The 23,416-nt window shown below is 46.4% G+C and carries 22 protein-coding genes; 19 read left to right on the top strand and 3 right to left on the bottom strand.

Translation table 11 applies throughout. The features are described from left to right. Window positions 1-116 precede the first annotated feature (116 nt). On the top strand, window positions 117-1,007 hold the full coding sequence (locus DXB91_RS04565) for a hypothetical protein (RefSeq protein WP_055145109.1): 891 nt from the start codon (window positions 117-119) through the stop codon (window positions 1,005-1,007). A gap of 37 nt (window positions 1,008-1,044) precedes the next feature. On the opposite strand, the gene DXB91_RS04560 is transcribed toward DXB91_RS04565, so the two are convergent. Further along, window positions 1,045-1,791, bottom strand: a complete 747-nt coding sequence (locus DXB91_RS04560) for a helix-turn-helix domain-containing protein (RefSeq protein ID WP_118016935.1) — start codon at window positions 1,789-1,791, stop codon at window positions 1,045-1,047. Between the two features lie 837 nt (window positions 1,792-2,628). Here DXB91_RS04560 and DXB91_RS04555 point away from each other — a divergent pair. From DXB91_RS04555 to DXB91_RS04485, 15 genes are all read left to right on the top strand, one after another. Beyond that, on the top strand, window positions 2,629-3,102 hold the full coding sequence (locus DXB91_RS04555) for an HAD domain-containing protein (RefSeq protein WP_118016934.1): 474 nt from the start codon (window positions 2,629-2,631) through the stop codon (window positions 3,100-3,102). A 272-nt stretch (window positions 3,103-3,374) separates the two neighbouring features. Next, on the top strand, window positions 3,375-4,052 hold the full coding sequence (locus DXB91_RS04550) for a F0F1 ATP synthase subunit A (RefSeq protein ID WP_071849465.1): 678 nt from the start codon (window positions 3,375-3,377) through the stop codon (window positions 4,050-4,052). Window positions 4,053-4,096: 44 nt separating this feature from the next. After that, window positions 4,097-4,321 (top strand): ATP synthase F0 subunit C, encoded by a 225-nt coding sequence (gene atpE, locus DXB91_RS04545; RefSeq protein ID WP_004852001.1) that lies wholly within the window; start codon window positions 4,097-4,099, stop codon window positions 4,319-4,321. A gap of 103 nt (window positions 4,322-4,424) precedes the next feature. Further along, on the top strand, window positions 4,425-4,931 hold the full coding sequence (atpF, locus tag DXB91_RS04540) for a F0F1 ATP synthase subunit B (protein ID WP_022216974.1): 507 nt from the start codon (window positions 4,425-4,427) through the stop codon (window positions 4,929-4,931). Then, entirely contained in the window at window positions 4,912-5,427 is a 516-nt protein-coding gene (atpH, locus tag DXB91_RS04535) for an ATP synthase F1 subunit delta (RefSeq protein WP_055145112.1), read from the top strand. Before atpF ends, atpH begins: the two co-directional genes overlap by 20 nt. 4 nt (window positions 5,428-5,431) lie before the next feature. Continuing rightward, on the top strand, window positions 5,432-6,934 hold the full coding sequence (gene atpA / locus DXB91_RS04530) for a F0F1 ATP synthase subunit alpha (RefSeq protein WP_022216972.1): 1,503 nt from the start codon (window positions 5,432-5,434) through the stop codon (window positions 6,932-6,934). A gap of 41 nt (window positions 6,935-6,975) precedes the next feature. Further along, entirely contained in the window at window positions 6,976-7,860 is an 885-nt protein-coding gene (atpG, locus tag DXB91_RS04525; RefSeq protein WP_022216971.1) for an ATP synthase F1 subunit gamma, read from the top strand. Window positions 7,861-7,897: 37 nt separating this feature from the next. Continuing rightward, window positions 7,898-9,286, top strand: coding sequence for a F0F1 ATP synthase subunit beta (atpD, locus tag DXB91_RS04520; protein ID WP_022216970.1), 1,389 nt, complete (start codon window positions 7,898-7,900; stop codon window positions 9,284-9,286). A gap of 13 nt (window positions 9,287-9,299) precedes the next feature. Next, entirely contained in the window at window positions 9,300-9,704 is a 405-nt protein-coding gene (atpC, locus tag DXB91_RS04515) for an ATP synthase F1 subunit epsilon (protein WP_117550214.1), read from the top strand. A gap of 566 nt (window positions 9,705-10,270) precedes the next feature. Next, the gene (locus DXB91_RS04510; protein ID WP_022216968.1) at window positions 10,271-10,996 is read left to right on the top strand and encodes a lysophospholipid acyltransferase family protein; all 726 of its coding nucleotides are present in this window, start codon (window positions 10,271-10,273) and stop codon (window positions 10,994-10,996) included. A gap of 151 nt (window positions 10,997-11,147) precedes the next feature. Beyond that, window positions 11,148-11,774: a hypothetical protein gene (locus tag DXB91_RS04505; protein ID WP_022216967.1), complete on the top strand. Its 627-nt coding sequence runs from the start codon at window positions 11,148-11,150 to the stop codon at window positions 11,772-11,774. Between the two features lie 58 nt (window positions 11,775-11,832). Continuing rightward, window positions 11,833-13,251, top strand: a complete 1,419-nt coding sequence (hydG, locus tag DXB91_RS04500; RefSeq protein ID WP_015534643.1) for a [FeFe] hydrogenase H-cluster radical SAM maturase HydG — start codon at window positions 11,833-11,835, stop codon at window positions 13,249-13,251. 19 nt (window positions 13,252-13,270) lie between these two features. Beyond that, window positions 13,271-14,506: a [FeFe] hydrogenase H-cluster maturation GTPase HydF gene (hydF, locus tag DXB91_RS04495; protein ID WP_118016933.1), complete on the top strand. Its 1,236-nt coding sequence runs from the start codon at window positions 13,271-13,273 to the stop codon at window positions 14,504-14,506. 24 nt (window positions 14,507-14,530) lie between these two features. Beyond that, complete coding sequence (locus tag DXB91_RS04490; protein WP_118016932.1) at window positions 14,531-15,457, top strand: patatin-like phospholipase family protein; 927 nt, start codon at window positions 14,531-14,533, stop codon at window positions 15,455-15,457. Next, on the top strand, window positions 15,411-16,850 hold the full coding sequence (locus tag DXB91_RS04485; RefSeq protein WP_118016931.1) for an MATE family efflux transporter: 1,440 nt from the start codon (window positions 15,411-15,413) through the stop codon (window positions 16,848-16,850). Before DXB91_RS04490 ends, DXB91_RS04485 begins: the two co-directional genes overlap by 47 nt. On the opposite strand, the gene DXB91_RS04480 is transcribed toward DXB91_RS04485, so the two are convergent. Together DXB91_RS04480 and DXB91_RS04475 are read right to left on the bottom strand one after the other, a co-directional pair. After that, window positions 16,823-18,928: an LTA synthase family protein gene (locus DXB91_RS04480; protein ID WP_118016930.1), complete on the bottom strand. Its 2,106-nt coding sequence runs from the start codon at window positions 18,926-18,928 to the stop codon at window positions 16,823-16,825. The two genes, DXB91_RS04485 and DXB91_RS04480, sit on opposite strands and share 28 nt — an antisense overlap. Window positions 18,929-18,939: 11 nt before the next feature. Then, window positions 18,940-19,542, bottom strand: a complete 603-nt coding sequence (locus DXB91_RS04475; protein ID WP_117550224.1) for an HAD family hydrolase — start codon at window positions 19,540-19,542, stop codon at window positions 18,940-18,942. A 195-nt stretch (window positions 19,543-19,737) separates the two neighbouring features. On the opposite strand from DXB91_RS04475, the gene DXB91_RS04470 reads away from it, so the two are divergent. The 3 genes from DXB91_RS04470 (at window position 19,738) to DXB91_RS04460 (ending at window position 23,220) form a co-directional block, all read left to right on the top strand. Beyond that, window positions 19,738-20,388, top strand: a complete 651-nt coding sequence (locus DXB91_RS04470) for a 3'-5' exonuclease (protein ID WP_055224054.1) — start codon at window positions 19,738-19,740, stop codon at window positions 20,386-20,388. A gap of 53 nt (window positions 20,389-20,441) precedes the next feature. Continuing rightward, entirely contained in the window at window positions 20,442-21,851 is a 1,410-nt protein-coding gene (locus DXB91_RS04465; RefSeq protein WP_118016929.1) for an AI-2E family transporter, read from the top strand. Window positions 21,852-21,915: 64 nt separating this feature from the next. Further along, entirely contained in the window at window positions 21,916-23,220 is a 1,305-nt protein-coding gene (locus DXB91_RS04460; RefSeq protein WP_118016928.1) for an ATP-binding protein, read from the top strand. Window positions 23,221-23,416: the final 196 nt, after the last annotated feature.

Genomic DNA, 23,416 nt, shown 5'->3' with positions numbered 1-23,416 from the left:
TGACAGTCAAAAAAGTGTCTGTTTGCCTCTCTTTGGGTGTACAGAAGATCGATAAAATAGTATAATAAATATGCTATATAAAAGATTGGACGGACAACTAAAGGAGGGTTATGGTTATGTACGAGAACAAGGATATGCTCAGTTGGCTTGGCTATTTTGCAGACATGATGAAGGTCAGTCCTGAGAAGATAAAGATGCTGAATATATGCGGAAAGCAGAAGAACGTTGTTCCGACTATAGACACACACAAGAGAGTTCTTATATTTGCAGATCAGAGTCATGAGGATCTGTTGTACACGCTTTGGGAGAAGGGCTTTGGCGAGTATGACATGTGGTATGCAGAGGGTGTGGAGCCCGGCGGCGAGGTTCACCATGACAAGCTGGAGAAGGTGCTGAACAGGAAGATAACAGGGCCTACAGTTATATTCATCATGAACGAGAAGACAAGGGAATCCGTCAGATACGGAATTGCAAATGATTTCTTCTCGGCTGGAACAGTACACTATGTCGGCAAGGAGATAAGAGCAGTCATCATGAGTCTGCTGGATGTGGATACGCATGACACCATCCTGGCACTCCAGGCCGAGAGTATAGTCATTGAGGCTGCGATCGTGGCAAGCGAGGGCAACATTATAGCCGTTGAGCCGGACGAGGGTTCGAGAAGATCCATGGAGGAGAATGTTGACAAGTTCGGAGTACATAATGTACAGATAATCCCAGATATGAGCGAGGAGACTCTGGCAGCCATACCTGTTCCGAGACTGGCATTCATAGTTGCAAATCATTATCTGGAGTCAGATATGGAGAGACTGCTCAAGATCAATCCGAATATGCAGTTTGTCATATACACACTTGATCTAGGAATACTTGCACAGGCAAAGCTCATATTTGACAAGCTCGGAATAAAGAATATGGAGGCTATTCAGATATCTGTATCCAAAACCAACAAGGACAACATGTTCGTTACCCAGCCGTCACCATGGCTTATCACCGGTGGAGCAGAGTAATCGACATCATAATATTTATATATAAGAAAAACCGCCTTTATGTAATAGGCGGTTTTCTTGTGTCTTCCAGACGGACGATTCCGAGGATCGTTCCCAGACAAATGATATCACTTGTGAGATACAGGGATCTATCACATCTGCTGACAGCTTCAAGGTATGGTGAGCCATCTTTTTCTGTATATTTTCTGATCATCTCGACTCCATTCTCGTTCAGGAATAACGCAATATCTCCGAAATGAGGAAAGTTTTGTTCCACGGCTATAATATCATCCTTAATATAGATAGGATGGAGCATATTGGTCGTGAGCCTCAGACAATAATCTGCGTTTGGAAAATAATCGGCGGGTATCTCTATAAATTCTGTCGCGTGTGTTGAGTAGTCTGAATTGGAAGCAAGCGTGTGAGTTGAGGAAATACACGGAATCCTGCGCGTTTTGGCGCAGTACGCATCCGCTGAAGGAAGCTTCTTCTGCATGTGATCTTCAGAGTCCGCCATTAGCATGACCATCCGCTTGCCGTGGATGTTGAGTGTTCTGTATTTTTGCAGGAGATACAATTCCTCGTCCGTAAGGCTGCGCCTGTGGAGAAATCCATCCATGGTACATCCAAGTGCGTCTGCGATGGATATCATAAGCTGTATTCCCGGGCTCTTGGTCTTGCCGCTCCTGATGGCTTTTATCGTATCCTCAGAGACATCTGTCATCTCAGCTAACTGACTGATCGTAACCCCGCGTTCAGCCATGACTTCCCTGAGTCTTTTCCCTATATCGTATTGTTGCTGCATGTAATTCACCTCAGTAACATTATATAATAGAAGAAACAGGCTTGTCCAGTTGAAAAGTGTAAGAATATACACTTTTGCGATTTGTGTGTGCGCAGAAAAGTGTATGAACTGCTCTTTAATATGAAATTAAATATGATATAATGAATTTATCTGTTACATCGAGAGATGACAAGGGGGTCATTTTCTACAATAGTCTGTCACAATGGGGGTGACGGATTACGGCAGAGGGAACAAGGCTATCACGTGTCGAGCGTTAGGGCGTCGAACACGAGATAGCCTTTTTTCGTGGGGGCGAAGGACGGACGGCTGGGTATTCTTCCGCGGGGCGGGTATATCATCTGCTATATATGTGGTATCACGCTCTACTTCCTTCGCTTCAGCTTAGCTTCTATATGCACTCGTTTCCGGCCGCGATAAGGGCGATGCGGCTTCCAACTCGGCAAGAAGCACCGAAGCTCAGTCGTATTCGCTACCGATACCACATATATAGCAGATGATATACAGCCGCGGAAGAATACCCAGCCTGTTTCTGGCGGAAGGGTGATGGGAGTGGCGAATTTTACTTTGATGATTTGGAAGAAAAGCTAATTATAAACGAAATGTTAAAATTATAAAAAAAGTATAAACTGGCGATACGTTAGATTTTATGCGGGTTTCTTGGGAAAACTGTGACAAAAAACTGTTTTTGTTACGAAAAATAATACAAAAATAAAAAATGATTAAAATTTGACTATAAGGGCAAATAAATGACTTTAAATTTGTTTTGAATGGTGATAAAATACGCAAGCAAGGAGCGAGAGTAGCTTTTTAGAAAAAAAGATAGGGGAGTATGACCGTATGAATGTAGTATTTTTTGATGTAGACGGCGTACTGAATTCGGAGAAATTCTTGTGTGAGAAGCATGGGGAGTTTATCAATCCTAAGAATGTGGCTAACCTCAAGATGGTTGTGGATGCCACAGGAGCGAAGCTGGTCATGACAAGTGACTGGAGAAAACAGGTGATTGATAAGGATATCAGTAAGGCACACGTAAGGGAACTGATAGACAGACTTGCGGATGCTGGAATGGAAGTATATGGGGCAACTTCTTCAGGGGATGAGCTCAGAAGCAAGTATGGAGATTATACCAGAGCCTGTGCAGTCAAGGATTATGTGACTGCGAATTCCGTAGAGGGATATGTCATACTGGATGATATGGATATGGACTGGGAGGCTCATGAACTCGATTCTCACTGGATCAACACAGAGAACGTACTTGTGGGGCTGTCTGAGGCAGATGCCAGGAATGCTATTTCTATAATAAACAAATAATAAATGAGAGAAGAAATAGTGTTTTGACATATAGGTGGTTGCGAAATAAGTAATTGAGAATGTGCCTGAGCTGTTTAGCTTTACCCACTCAGGGATATACGAAGCCGCCGGTCCTTAGATGGCGCGTTAGCGGCATCTTAGTACCGCAGCAGGCTGAGTTAAGCGGGAGCGCTCCCTGATGGGTATGCTAAAGCAGCTCAGACACTAGGATATTTGAATTTTCGCAAACACCTGATAGAAAACAGTGTGAAAGGAAGTGATGTCTTACGGATCTGGCAGAAGAGTTATCCAATGAACTCCAATGCAAAACAGTATTTACAATACCAATATTTGGTGGAATACCGGTAACAGAATCTGTGGTGGTAACATGGATCATTATGGCAGTGCTTGTGCTGTTGTCGATTATCCTTGTAAGGAATCTCAAAGTTGAGAATCCGGGTAAGAAACAGCTTGTGCTGGAGACCATAATAACTACTTTTAACAACCTGTTCAAAGGTGTTATCGGAGAGGCGGGCATGAAGTATGTTCCGTATCTGATAACGGTTATTCTGTACATCGGCATGGCCAACATCATGGGTGTATTTGGCTTTAAACCACCGACAAAGGATCTGAATGTGACAGCCTCACTGGCCATCATGAGTATCATACTCGTACAGGTGGCAGGAATACGAGGAAAGGGGACAAAAGGCTGGGTCAAGAGTTTTGCAGAGCCGGTAGCAATAGTTGCACCGCTTAATGTACTTGAGCTTGTCATCAAGCCGCTGTCGCTGTGTATGCGACTTTTTGGTAATGTTCTCGGAGCATTCGTCATCATGAAGCTGATAGAGGCAGTAGTTCCACTCATTGTCCCTATCCCACTCAGCCTGTACTTTGATTTCTTTGATGGATTTTTACAGGCATTTGTATTTACTTTCCTGACTACTCTTTACATGCAGGAAGCGATGGAGTAAAGATTATCTGATTTTAAAAATGAAAATAAGAAGGAGAAAATGATATGAACGGATTATTAGCAATTGGAGCAGGTATAGCAGCATTAGTAGGACTTGGCGCAGGACTTGGAATCGGTCTTGCAACATCAAAGGCAGTTGAGGCTGTAGCTAGACAGCCGGAGGCAGACGGAAAGATCACAAAGCTTCTTATCATCGGTTGTGCCCTTGCAGAGGCAACAGCTATCTACGGTTTCGTAATCGGACTTCTTGCAATCATTCTTCTTAAGTAATCAGATTTTTGGTCAGATGGATATTTTAATAGAAATATCTAATAGAAATCTGGAATTGCAGAAGAGATGCGGATAATAGAAACAGAAAGATAGGAGTGGCTATATGATTGATATAGAATTTTCTACAATAGCATTCACCATTATCAACTTAATAGTTCTGTTTCTTCTTTTGAAGAAGTTCTTGATAGGACCGCTCAACGATGTCATCAAGAAGAGAGAAGATATGATCGCTGGCACCATATCGGATGCCAACAATCAGAAGGCTGAAGCAATGAAACTCAAGTCTCAGTATGAGGATACCCTTGCAGGGGTTGATGCTGAGTGCAGGGATCTCCGTGAGAAATCCCGTGTGGAGGCCCAGAATGAGTACAGCCGTATCATAGATCAGGCTGATGCAAAGTCAGTCAAGATGATAAAGGATGCGGAGAAGACCATAGAGATCAAGCAGAACAAGGCACTTTCTGATATGCAGTCACAGATCGCAGAGCTTGCCATGGCAGCAGCCGGCAAGATCGTGGGCGGTGAAGGTGATGCGGAATCAGCAGGAGCTGCCATGTATGACGAGTTTTTGAATGAAGTAGGTGATTCAGGTGACACAGAAGGCAATTAATTACGGAATTGTCCTCTATCAGCTTGGAATCAGTCAGGACATGGTGGAGGAGATAAAGGCGCTTGTGGATGGTAGTCCGGAGCTGGTATATGCACTGGCAGATCCGGTGGTCAGCCACGCGGACAAGCGCAAGGTCGTTGACAGGGTATTTGACAGATTTGGCAATAAGGATCTGGTAAATTTCATGAAGACCCTGTGTGACAACGATGGATTTGACATGATACATGACATATTTGACGAGTATGAGAAGTATGCCAGAGAGCAGCAGGATATCCTTTCGGCAACTCTCTATTATGTCACACCGCCAACTGATAAGCAGAAGGCAGGTATCGAGAACTTCCTTATGAAAGAGTATGGAAGCAAGGCGGTACAGCTTTCTATGGTGGAGAAAAAAGAATTGATAGGTGGATTTGTCATAAGAACGGGAGACCGCGAGTACGACAGAAGCATTCTGGGCAGGTACAAATCCCTTAGACAGAAACTGGTTATGAGGTGATAAATTGAGTTCAATTAGTTCAGAGGATATTATTTCTATACTCAAAGAAGAGATAGAGAATTATGATTTTGACTCCAGGGACAAAGAAGTCGGTAAGGTCATCTATGTAGGTGATGGAATCGTAACCGTATACGGTATAGACAATGCCATGTACGGCGAGATCGTTGTTTTTGAGAATGGTGTCAAAGGTATGGTTCAGGATATCAGAAGAACAGAGATAGGATGTATTCTGTTCGGTCGTGATACAGGAATCAAAGAAGGAACAAAGGTCAGCAGAACGGGAAAGCGTGCAGGCATCCCTGTAGGCGATGCATTTATCGGACGTATAGTTGATGCCCTTGGAGCACCTATAGATGGAAAGGGCAGCATAGAGTCAACGGATTATCGTCCAATAGAGAATCCGGCTCCAAGCATAGTTGATCGTAAGTCGGTCAACCAGCCGCTTCAGACAGGAATCCTCTCGATAGATGCCATGTTCCCAATCGGAAGAGGACAGAGAGAGCTGATCATAGGAGACAGACAGACAGGTAAGACATCCATAGCGATAGATACCATTCTGAATCAGAAGGGCAAGGATGTCATCTGTGTATATGTGGCTATAGGCCAGAAGGCTTCAACAATAGCCAAGGTTGTAAATAACCTGAACAAATATGATGCCATGGACTACACGATAGTCGTTGCATCTACAGCAAGTGATTCAGCACCACTTCAGTATATTGCGCCTTATTCAGGTACAGCGATCGCTGAGTATTTCATGCATAAGGGCAAGGATGTGCTGATCGTGTACGATGATCTGTCAAAGCACGCTGTTGCTTACAGAACATTGTCACTGCTTCTCGGACGTTCACCAGGACGTGAGGCATATCCTGGAGATGTATTCTATCTCCATTCAAGACTTCTTGAGAGATCAAGTAAGCTTAAGGATGAGCTGGGCGGAGGCTCCATCACAGCCCTTCCTATTATCGAGACACAGGCAGGCGATGTATCTGCTTATATACCTACAAATGTTATATCTATCACAGATGGACAGATATTCCTCGAGAGCGATCTGTTCTTCTCAGGTATGAGACCTGCTGTCAACGTCGGTCTGTCGGTATCACGAGTTGGTGGTGCAGCGCAGACAAAGGCGATGAAGAAGGCCGCAGGAAGTATCCGTATCGATCTGGCACAGTACAGAGAGATGGAGGTGTTCACACAGTTCAGTTCAGATCTGGATGAGAACACCAAGGAGCAGCTGCAGTACGGCAAGGGACTTATGGAGCTTTTAAAGCAGCCTTTGTGCAATCCGCTGTCAATGGCAGAGGAGGTTATCATCCTGGTAGCAGCTACCAATAAGGTATTCCTTCCGGTAGAGGTTTCAGAGGTCAAGAAGAAGAAACTTGAGATGCTTGAATACTTCCACAGTGCCCACAAGGATATCGTGGATGAGATCGAGGAGAAGCAGGTGCTTACCGATGAGCTGAAGGACAAGATAGTCGCAGCTGCTAAGGAGTTTATCGAGAGATAGATTTCAGGAGAAATCAGAAGATTCGTTGAGAGGTGATTTGATTGGCAAATACCAAAGAAATCCAGAATAGAATAAAGAGTATCAAGGATACTCAGAAGATCACCAATGCAATGTATATGATCTCATCGTCCAAGCTGAAAAAGGCGAGGACAGATCTTGAGAACACGGAGCCTTACTTCTACACACTCCAGGTTGCTCTTGCCAGAATGCTCAGACATGTTCCTGAGATGGAGCATCTGTACTTCGACAGCAGAGAGGGAATCAAGGAAGAGGACAGAAGGCGAGGTTATCTGGTCATTACCGCCGACAAAGGTATGGCTGGTGCCTACAACCACAATGTAATCAAGATCGCTGAGCAGGAGCTTGCAGCCCACCCAAACAGTGAGCTGTATGTAGTCGGCCAGGTGGGAAGACACTACTTCGCAAAGAAGGGAGTGCCTATAGATATACATTTCCAGTATACAGCGCAGAATCCTAGTCTTCACAGAGCCAGAGTCATAGCGGACAAGATGCTTGAGAACTATGAGAATGGCGATATAGATGAGGTATACATCATATATACCAACATGAAGAGCAGTGTGGTCGTTGAACCGCAGATGATACAGCTCCTCCCTATGAAGAGGACTGACTTCGCAGGCGTTCCTGCGGATGTGTTCCACGAGGAGATTACCATGGAGCCTTCACCGAAGGCAGTGCTTGACCGGATCGTGCCAAACTGTGTCATGGGATATATATACGGCGCTCTGGTAGAGTCCTTCTGCAGTGAGCAGAACAGCCGAATGATGGCGATGGACTCAGCCACAAAGAGTGCCAAGGAGATGCTGGATGATCTCAATATCAAATACAACAGAGCAAGGCAGGCAGCCATAACGCAGGAGATCACAGAGATCGCGGGCGGCGCCAGAGCTCAGAGAGACAGGAGCTAATAAGCTCAATAAATAATTGTAAAGGAGGTCTGATGTTTTGAAAAATGGTAAGATAGTACAGGTCATGGGACCTGTCGTAGACGTAGAATTTCCAGACAACGATCTGCCATACATCAAGGATGCTCTTGAAGTAGATAATCATGGAAAAAAATGTGTTATGGAAGTAGCACAGCACGTAGGAAATAATACAGTAAGATGTATCATGCTGTCCGCCAGCGAGGGACTTTCAAGAGATATGGAAGTCGTTGCGACCGGATCAGGAATCAAAGTTCCAGTAGGAAATCAGACACTTGGACGTCTGTTCAACGTGCTTGGTGAGACAATAGATGGCAAGGAGGATCTCTCAGACACAGAGCACTGGGTAATCCACAGAGAGCCGCCAACATTTGAGAATCAGAGTCCTGTCATTGAGATACTTGAGACAGGTATCAAGGTCATAGATCTTCTTGCACCTTACTCAAAGGGTGGTAAGATCGGTCTGTTCGGCGGTGCCGGAGTTGGTAAGACAGTCCTTATCCAGGAGCTTATCCAGAATATCGCATCCGTACATGGTGGATACTCAATATTCACCGGTGTTGGAGAGCGTTCAAGAGAGGGAAATGATCTGTGGACAGAGATGAGCGAGTCAGGCGTTATCGACAAGACCGCCCTGGTGTTCGGACAGATGAATGAGCCACCTGGAGCCAGAATGAGAGTTGCAGAGACAGGACTTACAATGGCAGAGTATTTCCGTGATGTAAATCATCAGGATGTGCTTCTGTTCATCGACAATATATTCAGATTTACACAGGCAGGTTCAGAGGTTTCATCACTTCTCGGACGTATGCCATCAGCCGTTGGTTATCAGCCAACACTTGCAAATGAGATGGGTGAGCTTCAGGAGCGAATCGCATCTACCAAGGAAGGATCAGTCACGTCAGTCCAGGCCGTATATGTGCCAGCCGATGACCTTACAGATCCTGCCCCAGCCACAACATTTGCGCATCTGGATGCAAATACAGTTCTTTCAAGAAAGATTGTTGAGCAGGGTATCTATCCGGCAGTAGATCCGCTGGAGTCAAGCTCACGAATTCTTGAGGCTGATATAGTCGGCGAGGAGCATTATAATGTTGCAAGACGTGTACAGGAGATACTTCAGAAGTACAAGGAGCTGCAGGATATCATCGCAATCCTCGGTATGGAGGAGCTGTCAGATGAGGATAAGCTTACAGTTACCAGAGCCAGAAAGGTTCAGAGATTCCTGTCACAGCCATTCCATGTTGCTGAGAACTTCACAGGTATTCCTGGAAAGTATGTAAGTCTCAAGGATACGATCAAGGGCTTCAAGATGATCGTTGACGGTGAGATGGACGAGTATCCTGAGTGGGCATTCTTCAATGTAGGTACTATAGAGGAAGTAAAGGAAAAGGCCGAGAAAGGTCAGTAAAGGAAGTGCGTAGATGAATACATTTTATCTGAGAGTTATTTCCAGCAATAAGATATTCTTCGAAGGCCGAGTAGAGAAGATCATTCTTCCACTTGAAGATGGAGAGAAAGCGGTTCTTGCACATCACGAGAACATGGTCATAGCCACCAGCATAGGCGAGATCAGGATTACCACCAGCAAGGGTGAGCAGGTAGTCGGTGTTGTCGGTGAGGGCTTTGTTCAGATAGTAAATAACCGAGTTGTCCTTATCGTGGATTCCGCAGAGAAGCCGGAGGATATCGACAGGGTCAGAGCCAAGGAGGCAAAGATCAGAGCGGAAGAGAGACTCAGACAGAAAGAGAGTCTGAAGGAATACAAGCAGAGCGAGGCATCACTTGCCCGTGCACTCACAAGACTCAGAGTAACAGAGAAGATATAAAACCCAGCGCAGAAACCCCAAGCGCCTGCTTGCAGGCATTTGGGGGTTTCAAGCGGTTTTAACGAGAAGTCGTTCGGCGTAAGCCGAACATAGAGCGCGTTAGCGCGGGACTTCGAGTCTAGAAGAATCCCGTCAGTCGAAAGTGCAGCGGGACGAAGACAGAGCGCGTCAGCGCGGGACTTCGAGTCTAGAAGAATCCCGTCAGTCGAAAGTGCAGCGGGACGAAGACAGAGCGCGTCAGCGCGGGACTTCGAGTCTAGAAGAATCCCGTCAGTCGAAAGTGCAGCGGGACGAAGACAGAGCGCGTCAGCGCGGGACTTCGAGTCTATTATAAAAGGCAGTGCCAGCAGCGGGACGATGAAACCGATGTGGCGTTGCCTTTTTATGTGCAGACACAATAGATAAAATGTTACTTGACAACTTTTGCCTTTACTGAGAAAATTACTAGATAGTATATGGTTCACTGTATATACAGTGAACTATGTATATAAGAGTTTATGAAAAAGAGGACGTGTGCATGTATATGCACACATTTTTGAGTTAAAGGTATTTGGTTAGAGGTATTTATGTTAAGATTTATTTGGGTAATAGTTTCGTGCTTGTTTCTGATCATGTACTATGTGCCAAAGATGTCGTATTATGCTAGGCACCCGGAAAAATATGGTGAGGATATATGTTATCAGATGGCACAGGTTATGTGCAATCATGTGAGACGTCGTGCTTTTATCAAGACGGTTGCCACGGGTATGGAGAACCTTCCTAAGGAGGGCGGATATATCATGTATGCCAATCATCAGGGTAAGTATGATGTACTGGGAGTTATAGTTTCCCATGACAAACCGATTACGTATGTCATGGATGCCAAGAGGTCGAAGCTGTTCATAGCAGATCAGCTTACAGATCTTGTGAAGGCACAGAGACTTGACAAGGAAGACATAAAGCAGCAGGTACAGGTTATAAACGATGTATCCACGGAGATCAAGGCGGGAAGGAGATATATTTTATTCCCGGAGGGAGGATACGATCACAGTCACAATGAGCTCAAGGAGTTCATGCCGGGAAGCTTCAAGATCGCCAAGAAGGCGAAGTGTCCTATCGTTCCAGTCGTGCTGTATGATTCCTTCAAGCCATTTGAAGGATGGTCACTGAGGCGTGTGACGACACAGCTTGCATTTCTGGAGCCGATCCCATATGAGGTTATAGCGGATAAGACGACCACAGAGATCAGGGATATGGTCGTTGACAAGATCCAGAGGAAGCTTGATACGATGGAGACAATGAATTGTTGGTAACGATATATGGATAATTATTCTGAACGGGCAGGTCATGTTGATGATCTGCCCGTTCGGGGGTTACGGAAGCTAGGTGTTGACTATATCAAATCAGGTGAATACAATATAAAAGGGTATTTAACCACAAAAACAAGGATTGGGAAGTAGAGATATGGGACAGAGTAAAGAGAGAAACAGTAATGAAAAAAGCGGATTCCTCAAGAAGCTTATAATAGTTCTGGCAGTGGCGATCGTGGTAGTATTTGCGGTATTTTATGTGATCTATTACAGATTTTCATATCAGGCGGACAAGCTGGCAAAGGAGACCGCCCGCATATACGCATTTGGCGATGGCGGAGAGATGGCTGACATGATAGCCCCGGGATACGTGAAGAAGTTTGAGGATTCGTCAAAGGTTTTGTCGGTGAGTGACATACAGGACATATATATAAACAAGTTCAGAGCGTATACAGATGAGCAGGTCGGGGATATAGATACGATCGAGTGCAAGGTCACCGATATACAGGCGGTGAGCAATATAGAGGATGTGCAGCAGCAATTTGCGGACAACGGAGTTAAGGGCGTGTCCCAGTACAGAAGTGTGGAAGCCGACTGGATAGTGACAGGCAAGGATGGCGGCGAGGTCACGGTACACGTTCAGGAATGTATGTTGAAGTGCGACGATGGCTGGTATGTGGACTATGTCCGTATGCCGGATGAAATAGACAGCATGAGTACGCCGGTCGATTCCGGGGATGCTGACAGTGAGGAGACAACAGAGGCGGAGACCACTGAATAATATTGTGTGTATAAGATTGGAATGGCATACAGTATACAAGAAAGAAGGCTGACAAAAAATGTATGATGTGAGATCCATGAAGGCAGAGGACTTCATAGATGATGGCGAGATCCGTGAGACGCTGGACTATGCGGATCAGAACAAGGACAATGTGGAGCTTATCGACAGTATCATAGAGAAGGCAAAGCTCAGGAAGGGGCTTACCCACAGGGAGGCATCCGTGCTTCTTGCGTGTGAGATGCCGGACAAGATAAATGAGATATATGATCTGGCGGAGCAGATCAAGAAGGACTTCTACGGCAACAGAATAGTTATGTTCGCGCCGCTGTATCTGTCCAACTACTGTGTAAATGGGTGTGTGTATTGTCCGTATCACATCAAGAATAAGCATATAGCCAGAAAGAAGCTCACCCAGGAAGAGGTGAGACGGGAGGTCATAGCACTGCAGGATATGGGTCACAAGAGACTGGCCATTGAGGCCGGTGAGGATCCTCAGATGAATCCTATCGAGTACATCCTGGAGTGTATAGACACGATATACAGCATCAAGCACAAGAACGGTGCAATAAGGCGTGTAAATGTAAATATAGCGGCGACCACAGTGGAGAACTACAGGAAGCTGCACGAGGCAGGAATTGGAACGTACATCCTCTTCCAGGAGACCTACGATAAGGAAGCGTATGAGAAGCTTCATCCATATGGACCGAAGCATGACTATGCATATCACACAGAGGCTATGGACCGTGCTATGGAAGGTGGTATAGACGATGTGGGTCTGGGAGTGCTCTTTGGTCTGGACAAGTATAGGTACGAATTTGCGGGGCTGCTGATGCATGCGGAGCACCTTGAGGCTGTTCATGGAGTTGGTCCGCACACCATCAGTGTGCCAAGAGTCAAGAAGGCTGACGACATAGATCCTGAGGCATTTGACAACGGAATAAGCGACGATGTATTCTGCAAGATCGCAGCATGTATCAGAATCGCCGTTCCTTATACAGGAATGATAATCTCCACAAGGGAGAATCCAACGGTCAGGGATGAGATCATAAGGCTTGGAGTGTCGCAGATAAGCGGTGGTTCCAAGACCAGTGTGGGTGGCTACTATGAGCCGGAGCCAGAGGATGAGAAGTCGGAGCAGTTTGATGTCAGCGACACGAGAACTCTGGATCAGGTTGTGAACTGGCTGATGACCAAGGGCTATATACCATCGTTCTGTACGGCATGTTACAGAGAGGGCAGAACCGGCGACAGGTTCATGAGCCTGTGCAAGAGCGGACAGATACAGAACTGCTGTCATCCGAACGCACTCATGACGCTGGAGGAATATCTGGTGGATTATGCTTCGCCGGAGACCGCGGAGATAGGCCGGAGACTCATACAGGATGAGCTGAAGAATATTCCGAATGAGAAAGTCAGACAGATAGTGGTCGAGAGACTTGACAGGATAAAGCACGGAGACAGAGATTTTAGATTCTAACACATTGTGGAGGAGCAAAATGAGTTTAAACGATACACCGTCGGCAAACAGAGTGCATATAGGTTTCTTTGGATGCAGGAACGCAGGCAAGTCCAGTCTGGTAAATGCAGTGACGGGGCAGAGCCTTGCTGTTGTGTCGGATGTGGCGGGAACCACCACGGATCCGGTGTACAAGTCCATGGAGCTGCTTCCGCTTGGACCGGTGGTCATCATAGATACACCGGGAATAGACGATACCGGCGAGCTGGGTGAACTCAGGGTGTCGAAGACCAGGCAGGTGCTTGCGAAGATAGATGTCGCTGTGCTCGTAGTTGATGGTTCGGTTGGCCTTTCGGCGGCGGACAGGGAGCTCACAGAGCTTTTCAAAGAGAAGAATATAAATTATATAATTGCGTACAATAAGAGTGATCTCGTTAAAGATGATACAATGGTTCAGAATTCAGCGGAGAATTCCATATGGGTCAGCGCAGAGCGCAGACAGGGAATAGAGGAGCTGAAGGAATTGATAGGAAAGCTCACGGTGACAGACACCATGACCAGGAGACTGGTCGGAGATCTGATACAGCCTGGAGACATGGTGGTGCTGGTCATACCGATAGATTCTGCAGCTCCGAAGGGCAGGCTGATACTTCCGCAGCAGCAGGTCATAAGGGATGTTCTTGAGACCGGAGCTACGGCTGTGGTGTGCAGGGACACGGAGCTTGAGGATACTCTGAGACGGCTGGAGGGGAATGTATCTCTGGTGGTCACTGACTCCCAGGCATTTGCAAAGGTTATGAAGATCGTGCCGTATGACATATATCTGACGTCATTCTCAATACTGATGGCAAGATTTAAAGGGCAGCTTGATGCGGCGGTAAATGGCGCATATGTCCTGGACAGGCTGAGGGATGAAGGCCAGCGTACAGATGCGGACAGCAGACCTCCAAGGATACTCATAGCCGAGGGCTGCACCCATCACAGACAGTGTGATGATATAGGAACTGTGAAACTGCCGAGATGGATACGCAGATACACGGGACTTGAGCCTGAATTTACATTTGTCAGCGGAACGGAATTCCCGGAGGATCTGACAGGATATGATCTGGTGATACACTGCGGAGGCTGTATGCTGAATGAACGCGAGATGAAGAGTCGTCAGGGAAGGGCGGAGCAGCAGAGTATCCCGATGACGAATTATGGAACTGCTATAGCTCATATGAATGGGATTCTTGACAGGAGTCTGAGGATTTTTCAGACAAAGACGGATATATAAATATTTGGATGAAAGGTGATCGATATGGCAAAGACAGGTTTGGTACTTGAGGGCGGCGGCCAGAGAGGCATATATACCGCCGGAGTCCTGGATGTGTTCATGGACAATGATATAGAGGTCGACGGTGTCATAGGGGTGTCGGCGGGAGCCATACATGGACTCTCCTATGTGGCGAGACAGAGAGGGCGCAACATGCGTTACAATATGAAGTACAGGAACAACAAGCACTACATGAGCCTGTACTCCCTCATAACTACAGGAGATATCTGCAGTGAGCAGTTCTGCTACCACGATATCCCGGAGAAACTGGATCCACTTGACTACGATGCATTCCTTGCAAATCCTACGAAGCTCTATGTGGGATGTTCTAATCTGGATACAGGAGAGGCGGAGTATCTGGAGTGTACGGACATGAGAAAGCCTGAGGATGTGAATAAGGTGAGGGCTTCGGCATCCCTCCCACTGGTGTCCAATATTGTAGAGGTCGATGGAATGAAGCTGCTGGATGGAGGTGTATCCGACAGCATACCGATATTTGCATTCAGAAGGATGGGCTACAGGAGAAATATAGTAGTTCTGACAAGACCGGAGGGATACCGCAAGGGCCCGGACAAGATGCTCAGGCTGGAGGCCGGAAGGTACAGGGAGTACCCTGAGTTCGTTAAAAGATGTCACATGAGACACATGTATTACAACAAGACCCTGGACAAGCTGGAGGAGCTTGAAAAGGAGGGTGATACGTTGATAATCAGACCGAGTGAGACTATAGAGATATCAAGGCTTGAGAAGAAGCCGGAGATGATCGAGGCCATGTATGAGCTGGGTGTGTACGATGCAAAGGAGAAATTGCAGCAGGTTAAGAAATTCCTGCGTGAGAGTAAGGAAGAAAGCAGGGACTACACACATGGACAGGCGCAGCAACAGACGGCGGTTACACAGCAGACCCGATAATGGAATATATGACATATTGATACTTTCGGGAATGGACATTCCTGAGAGTGTGGATACACAGAAGAAGGCACAGGAGAATCACAGCAAAATGGCTGAGACTCCTGTGCCTTCTCTCATACTGTCACTTTCGGTATCTACAATATTCACCATGCTGGTGGCAACCTCCTACAATATTGTGGACACTTATTTTGTCTCAGATCTTGGAGAAAGCAGTGTGGCCGCAGTGGGGATCATGTTCTCTGTCATGGCATTGATACAGGCTGTGGGTTACACCTGGGGCATGGGAGCTGGAAGTGAGATAGCGAGACTCCTCGGTAAGCAGAAGAAGCGTGAGGCGGAGCAGACGCTTGCCACGGCACTGGCGGGAGGAATACTGTCGGGCGCGGTCATGGCGGTTATATTTGCCGTGTTCAGGGAGGATGTGGTAAGACTTCTGGGGGCCACGGACACAAGTCTTGCTCCTGCTGGGCAGTATGGAATATATATCATGCTCGCGGCTCCGGTCATGTGCGGTGCCTATGTTCTGAACAATGCCCTGCGGGCTGAGGGGCAGCCGTATCTTGCCCTGCTGGGTATTCTGGCAGGAGGACTGTCAAATGCGTTATTTGACTATATATTGGTGAGAGTGCTTGGACTTGGAATAGCCGGTGCAGGCATAGCGACCCTTGCCGGACAGGGGATAAGTCTTGCCATAATGTATATATGTGTCAGGTCAAGGTGCAGCGTGGTAAGGCTGCATATATCAGACTTGTGGAGCTTCAGATATGGGGTGCGTATAGTGAGAACAGGGCTGCCATCCTTCCTGAGACAGGGGCTCATGTGCCTTGCGGCGGTCATGATAAGCAGAAGCTGCAGGCAGTACGGAGATGGAGCCATGGCGGGCATCACAGTTGCAAATAAGATATTTGCAGTCATATTTGCGGTGTTGGTGGGCTATGGACAAGGATTTGCCCCGGTGTGCGGGTTTGCCTATGGTGCAGGACTTTCATCCAGGGTCAGGGCATCTCTGAGATTTACTATGATAACTGCGGTTATATTCATGTGTGCCATGGGTGCTGCGACCTGGGTGTGGGCATCCGAGGTGGCCGGTGTATTCTTGCATGAAGGTGGCACTCAAGCTATGCAGCTTGCGGCGCTGTCTCTCCGGGCGCATGCCATATCCATGCCGTTTGCAGCTGTGTGTCTGGTGACCGGAATGTACTATCAGGCTCTTGGAGCATATGGAAAAGCCACCCTCATATCCGCCCTGCGGCAGGGAGTATGTTTTATACCATTGGTATTCATACTGCCGCGCATGTATGGCGTAGATGGAGTGGCTTTTGTCCAGACCGCCGCCGATGTGCTGGCGGGGATTGTCTCGGCCTTTTATCTGCTATATACAAATGAAAAATAGTCCGTGTTTATCATCTCGTCCGATATATACAGCCGGTTTTCAACCTCCTCGATCATCTGATCCACGTATCCATCAGGGATCTGTGACTCAGGGACGAAGTAAGAGGTCTCCCCCGTGCTGGCATCGTACCTGACCTTGTCGGTCATAAAGCTTTGATCCGCGAAGATCACAAGCTCATCGGAATCGGACAAAATGTTGCGTCCTGCCAGGAGTCTTGAGTCAAAGTCGGCTCCGAGAAGGTTTAACACAGTTGGAAGTATGTCCACACTGGAGCAGAGCTTGTCGACAACTACTGGCTTCTCCATGGATGAGCTCCATATACCAAACTGGTTGTGGTGAAGCTCAAAGTCATCATTCTCTATGTCCTTGCCCGCAAGCTCGTTGTAGGTGCCGTCGCTGAGTCCGTAAGGATAGTGGTCAGGTGCCACGATGAACAGAGTGTTGTCCAGCTTGCCAGTCTCTTCCAGCTTATCCATCAGGAATTCCAGAGCCTTGTCAAGCTCCATCTGGGCTGCAACATAGGCTATGGCCTCATCTGAGTACCCTTTTCCGGAGAGGACATTCTCGGCTCCCTCCCTGTTAATCATGCATATATACTGATTGTCGTAATTGTAAGGCAGATGGCCGGAGAAACTCATAAAATACATGTTAAATTTGTCATCCTGAATGAAATCCCCATACACAGCCTCCATACATTCGAGATCGGAATACATAACGTGGTCAGGAATATCCAATCCTGCGCCGATGGCCTTGAAGGTGGTGTAGCCCATATTCGGATGGGTTCTTGTTCTGTCGTAGTATGTGGCATCAAAGTCGTGGTAGCCGTAGCTCTTGTAGCCCTGTGCGTTCAACATATTGCCGAGGGCGTATGGCTGATAGGTGTCCGCGGATGCCTCAAAGCTCCATTTGGAGGATGCCGGATACTGGCTAAGGCAGTTGGTATATTCGCCGTCTATGGTGCTGTGATACCACAGTGGGTTGTAGAAGTTAGTAAATTCAAAGCCTTCGTGATAAATCTTGTACAGTGTCGGTGTGGCCTCCCTGGATATTCCATATGTACTGAGACTTTCAGCGGTGACAAATACCACATTGTACCCCTCGAACATGCCGGTGTATTCGTCCGTGTAAGTTGGCTGTACCCCCGAGAAATATGCCGTCAGGTTTTTAAGCTCCTCGTCGTCGGTCTGGTTGTACAGACCTTTGAAGTCTATGCTCTCATCAATCTGTGGAACATATGCCGGCTCACCGGCCTCGGTTGATCCTGCCGCCTGATCTGAGCCGCCGGTCTGAGAAGCTGATGAAAAATCTGTCCCGTCCGCAGATGCGGCATTGATATCTAATGCGGCAGTCTGTGCATCTGACTGATTATCTCCAATATCTGCAAGCTCAAATGTCTTGCTCTGGCTGCTCTGAGTCACCATGGTCACACAGTCTCTTCCCGTGGTGACCATGACTCCAAGCTTGTTCATGGACAGTTCAAGTACATAGCGTCCGTGGAACAGCGCATATGGAGTATAGGCCGCAGTCCCGTGCACTGCCAGAATACAGATGGCAAGTACCCATGCAGCTACGGAGATACCCAGCTGCACCAGCACTGCCCTGAGCACACCAGGCTTCTGCCCGATGCGGCATCTGCCAAATGAGAACCAGAACCTGTTCATGATGATAAGACATATAAGTGGAAGCAGGAACAGCACTATGATATACCAGTTGGATCGCAATGCTGAAAAAAGCACAGTCCTGAAGTTCATAGCATCCTGGGCACCGCCGATGGACACCAGACTCAAAAATGTTCTGAATATCTTATAGTATACAAATTGTGCAATATAGTAGATCGTAAATATACTCCACAGCAGGTAGGCTATGGCTGCATTTGCATATCTGTGCCAGAAGGAGGTCAGTGCTGACAGGGTAAGTCCGCATGCCAGCGCAAATGTCAGGGGATGTAGTATGCTGCTGCCTGCAGATCCATAAATTGCAATGTGAAACAGGAGCTCCATATAAATAAAGGCCAGCGGAAAGAATATGGAACGCCACAGCAGACCACTGTGTCTGCTTTGAGTTGTATCTGTTTTCATCGGGCATCTCCTTATTCGCGTGTGAGTATGTCGTCAAGTGCGCCCCTCACTCCTATAGGATCTGTGACCAGAAGAGTGTGGAAACCAAGCTTTGCGGCGGCATCGAGATTCGCCTGCCTGTCATCAAGAAAAATGGATTCCTCAGGGACAAGGTTATATTTGTTGCAGAGATGCTCATAGATGGCGGCGTCTGGCTTGGTCACGTGGTATTCATAGGAGACCACTCTTCCGTCCGTGTAAGGCAGGAAGTGGAATCTAGGCGTGTGGAGTGCAAACAGTCTTCTTGGGTAGTTGGACAGGAGGTAGATGTTGTAACCTCTGGACTTGAGATCCTTGAGCCACATGTCGGCTCCCGGGAACATATCCACCACTTCATCGAGATTGTTCATGAACAGGTCTATGTAGCTGCTGCATTCCGGGCTGAGTTCCTTGAAACGTTTGATGAGCTCTGGCTCAGGCATATCGTCCAGGTCAAAATGATTCCACATAGGGTGGTTTATCATGTTGTGATCAAGAGTATCTATCACGTCCGCTGGTATGCCAAGCTTCTCCATGGTGCTTTTCCAGTGGAAGTCTACGAGGACCATGCCAATATCAAAGATTATATTTTTCATATGTATATTCCTTTCGTGTCGTATGCTGCCGTATAAGTGCATATTATGTCGTCACAGAAATTTTAACTCATAATAGGACAAAAATATACTCAAATATTTGCGGAAATGCTGACAAATACCTAATATGCTTGTTTACAGTTTTCCGGTCACAGTGTTACAATGATTAAATCGGCAATGTAAGGGGAAATACAGTGTATGATATACGTATTTGTGGACTTTGAAATGAATATGATAGATTCAGAGTATAAGAAGGAAAAGAAAATATGTAAGAGCGAGATCATAGAGATCGGTGCGGTTAAACTGGATGAAGATTATAATGAGATAGATTCGTTTAAGAGTTATGTGAAGCCGGCATATGGAACCATGGCTTCGCGTATAATAAAGCTCACAGGAATAACAGATGATATGGTGGAGAATGCTCCTTCATATGCTTTTGCCATGGGGAGCTTTATAGAGTGGTGTGCTGATGCCGATGTGATATACGCATGGAGTGAGAATGACCTGAGACAGCTCCGCAAGGAGGCCAGGCTGAAGGAATACACGCACCCCGGGCTGGAAAGTATCATATCAAGGTGGAAGGATTTCCAGAAGGAATATGCCAAGCTCATAGGAACGTCAAGAAGGATATCACTGTCGGACGCTGTGTTTTATCTGGGAGAAAACTTTCAGGGGGCAGAGCATGATGCCCTGTGGGATGCCAGGAATACCGCTGAGGTGTTCAAGCTCTCAAAGGATGAGGAGAATTTTTTCAGGATCATGGCCCCGGTCATCGATGTGTACAAGCCCAAGAAGAATCTGACATATTCCCTGTCCGAGGCATTTGGAGATATACATCTGGGTGAATAGATATGTAATTGATGACTACATAGAATAATAATGTGGATTATTAGGAGGACTTCATGAACTGGAATAAGAGGGATACAGTGAGGACCGTGATTATATTGTGCGGTGTGGTGCTGTTTGCATATGTACTGTTTAATTTTGATAAGGTGTCCAGTATGTTCAGCTGGCTCATCAATATACTCATGCCATTTGTCATAGGATTTGCCATAGCATTTGTGGTGAATGTACCTATGAAGGGACTTGAAAAGGTATTGTTTAAGAATAAAGACAGCAGACTGTACAGGTTCAGGAGACCAGTGTGCCTCATACTGTCGTTTCTGTGCATAATAGCTGTTCTCACGTTTGCAATAACTATGATCATACCTGAGATGTCCAAGACTATAACTATGTTTGCAGAGAAGCTGCCATCGGCCATGGATGATATACAGAGGAAGGCAATCAAGCTGATGAAGGACCAGCCGGAGATAGTGGATAAGATAAAGAGTATCAATATTAATTGGGATGCACTTATATCAAATGTGGTTGGTATTGTGAAGAACGGCGGCAGCAGTGTATTGTCTTCCACGTTCTCCATTGCCAGCAGTGTGGTAGGCGCCGTGGTCGATGTTCTGGTGGGACTGTTCTTTGCGTGCTACATACTGGCTCAGAAGGAGACTCTGGAGAAGCAGGTAAAGGGTGTATTGTATGCGGTGTTCAGGGAAGAAAAGGCGGACCGATTCATTCAGACTTGTGTTCTTGCGGATAAGACCTTCTCCAAGTTCATCTCAGGTCAGTGCCTTGAGGCGTGCATACTTGGACTTATGTTTTTCATTACGATGACCATATTCCGTATTCCGTATGCGCTTACGGTCAGCATCATAATAGCAGTATTTGCACTGATCCCGGTTGTTGGAGCATTTGTCGGATGTTTTGCCGGAACGATTATGATCCTGGTAGAGGATCCGAAGCGTGCCATAGTGTTTCTGATCATATTTGTCGTGTTGCAGCAGATAGAGGGAAACTTCATATATCCTCATGTTGTTGGCGGTTCGGTGGGACTTCCATCTATATGGGTACTTGTGGCGGTCATGCTTGGAGGTGATATGTTGGGCATTCTGGGTATGCTCATATTTGTACCGCTTTTCTCCGTCCTGTATGCGATGTCTGAAGAATATGTGGTTAAGAGACTCAGAGACAAGGGCATATCGTGGAAGAAATATAATCTGGCATGCAACATCCCCGAGGGGCGATGGAATGGAAGGCTGGATGAGGAATGTGCGTCTGATGTCAGCAAGGTGGACGCCGGGCAGACCGGGACGAATGAGTCAAATGCACCGGGCAGTACAGCCGGAAGCGGCAATTCTGGGAAAAACAACACAAGCAGAAACAATACGGGAAGAAATAGCTCGGAAAGAAATAACATAGAAAGAAACAATACAGTCAGAAACAGTAGCAGAAATAAAAACTACAAGAAGAGAAAGAAATAACGGCTCATATATGGCATCATCTGTGTGGTGATACATATAGCCGTTCAGAAAGAAGGATATACACATGTACAGAGACATAGCGAAATTGGTTTTATACAGAGATCTTGGAGAGGACAGTATACTTATGAAGCTGTCTGGAATATTTGAGGATTTTAATCTCAAGAGGTGTGAGAATGCGGAGCTGTGTGCCCGCATATACGATCAGATCAAGAGACTTCTGGATCTTGCTACCAGTTATGGATTCGATAAGAATCTGTGGCACAACTATCTGGCATTTATACTCATCACCAATGAGAACTCATTCAGTATAACCAGTGAGAAGGTAGGAGCAAATGACGGAACCGTTAATTATTTCGCCAAGAATGATTTCAGGATATTCAAGAAGCTGTTCGACTTTGATTTCTCAGAGATAGAGAGCGCACTTGGAATAGACTGTTTCTCAACTATCAACAACTATAGGTCCATAGGCAAGAAGGAGAGAATGTACAATAAGAATGTCAGTGAGAAGGTTCAGGCTGTCAGCAATGCCATAGAGCAGGCAGAGAACGAGGACCAGATATTTGATATAGTTACATCATTCTACAAGGCTTATGGTGTGGGTATGTTCGGACTTAACAAGGCGTTCAGGATCACCCGTGAGCACGGAGATCTGGAGTTTGTACCTATAAATAACACAGAGGATGTCATGCTGGATGACCTCATCGGATATGAGATCCAGAAGAAGAAGATCGTGGACAACACTGAGGCATTTGTGGAGGGACGCAAGGCGAACAATGCACTTCTCTTTGGTGACAGTGGAACAGGAAAGTCAACCACGATCAAGGCGATCATCAACGAGTACTATGACAGAGGACTTCGTATGATAGAGATATACAAGCATCAGTTCCAGGATCTGTCGCAGGTCATATCGCTTATCAAGAACAGAAATTACAGATTTATCATATACATGGATGATCTTTCATTTGAGGAATTTGAGATAGAGTACAAGTACCTCAAGGCTGTCATCGAGGGTGGACTTGAGATCAGACCTGACAATGTGCTCATATATGCCACATCCAACCGCCGTCATCTCATCAAGGAGACATGGAACGACAGGAATGATATGGAGAATAACAATGGTATTCACAGAAGTGATACCATTCAGGAGAAGCTGTCACTGGTCAACAGATTCGGAGTCACGATCAGCTACAGCGCACCTTCACAGAAGGAATACTTTGAGATCGTCAAGGGACTTGCTGAGAAGGAGCACATCACCATGGACGAGAAGGAGCTCTGCGCAGAGGCAAACAAGTGGGAGCTTGCACATGGCGGCATAAGCGGACGTACTGCACAGCAGTTTATCAACTACCTTAAGGGGCAGGGATTGTAAAAATAATTGCTGTTGAACTACGGTTTATATTTTGTTATTATTAAGTTAATTTTGTAGAGCAAGATACTTTGATAAGGAGTGTGGAAAGATGATAGATCTTAGCAGCAAGAAAGGTAAGACACTGGTATCCAGAATAATTGTTGTGGTTCTGTGTATCGCAATGGTTGTTACACTTTTAGTTTCAGCATTCTAATAG

Source organism: Coprococcus sp. OM06-34AC, assembly GCF_003462545.1.
Classification (GTDB): domain Bacteria; phylum Bacillota; class Clostridia; order Lachnospirales; family Lachnospiraceae; genus Coprococcus; species Coprococcus aceti.
Note: the sequence above shows the minus strand (reverse complement) of the source record. Positions and strands in the feature narration are given on the sequence as shown.

Bases quoted from the DNA above. Each gene is read 5' to 3' on its own strand.
- atpC (WP_117550214.1), top strand. From the start codon at position 9,300: ATGAATACATTTTATCTGAGAGTTATTTCCAGCAATAAGATATTCTTC.
- atpF (WP_022216974.1), top strand. From the start codon at position 4,425: ATGATTGATATAGAATTTTCTACAATAGCATTCACCATTATCAACTTA.
- hydG (WP_015534643.1), top strand. From the start codon at position 11,833: ATGTATGATGTGAGATCCATGAAGGCAGAGGACTTCATAGATGATGGC.
- DXB91_RS04465 (WP_118016929.1), top strand. From the start codon at position 20,442: ATGAACTGGAATAAGAGGGATACAGTGAGGACCGTGATTATATTGTGC.
- hydF (WP_118016933.1), top strand. From the start codon at position 13,271: ATGAGTTTAAACGATACACCGTCGGCAAACAGAGTGCATATAGGTTTC.
- DXB91_RS04475 (WP_117550224.1), bottom strand. From the start codon at position 19,542: ATGAAAAATATAATCTTTGATATTGGCATGGTCCTCGTAGACTTCCAC.
- DXB91_RS04485 (WP_118016931.1), top strand. From the start codon at position 15,411: ATGGACAGGCGCAGCAACAGACGGCGGTTACACAGCAGACCCGATAAT.
- DXB91_RS04565 (WP_055145109.1), top strand. From the start codon at position 117: ATGTACGAGAACAAGGATATGCTCAGTTGGCTTGGCTATTTTGCAGAC.
- atpE (WP_004852001.1), top strand. From the start codon at position 4,097: ATGAACGGATTATTAGCAATTGGAGCAGGTATAGCAGCATTAGTAGGA.
- DXB91_RS04510 (WP_022216968.1), top strand. From the start codon at position 10,271: ATGTTAAGATTTATTTGGGTAATAGTTTCGTGCTTGTTTCTGATCATG.
- DXB91_RS04460 (WP_118016928.1), top strand. From the start codon at position 21,916: ATGTACAGAGACATAGCGAAATTGGTTTTATACAGAGATCTTGGAGAG.
- DXB91_RS04480 (WP_118016930.1), bottom strand. From the start codon at position 18,928: ATGAAAACAGATACAACTCAAAGCAGACACAGTGGTCTGCTGTGGCGT.
- DXB91_RS04505 (WP_022216967.1), top strand. From the start codon at position 11,148: ATGGGACAGAGTAAAGAGAGAAACAGTAATGAAAAAAGCGGATTCCTC.
- DXB91_RS04470 (WP_055224054.1), top strand. From the start codon at position 19,738: ATGATATACGTATTTGTGGACTTTGAAATGAATATGATAGATTCAGAG.
- DXB91_RS04555 (WP_118016934.1), top strand. From the start codon at position 2,629: ATGAATGTAGTATTTTTTGATGTAGACGGCGTACTGAATTCGGAGAAA.
- DXB91_RS04490 (WP_118016932.1), top strand. From the start codon at position 14,531: ATGGCAAAGACAGGTTTGGTACTTGAGGGCGGCGGCCAGAGAGGCATA.
- DXB91_RS04560 (WP_118016935.1), bottom strand. From the start codon at position 1,791: ATGCAGCAACAATACGATATAGGGAAAAGACTCAGGGAAGTCATGGCT.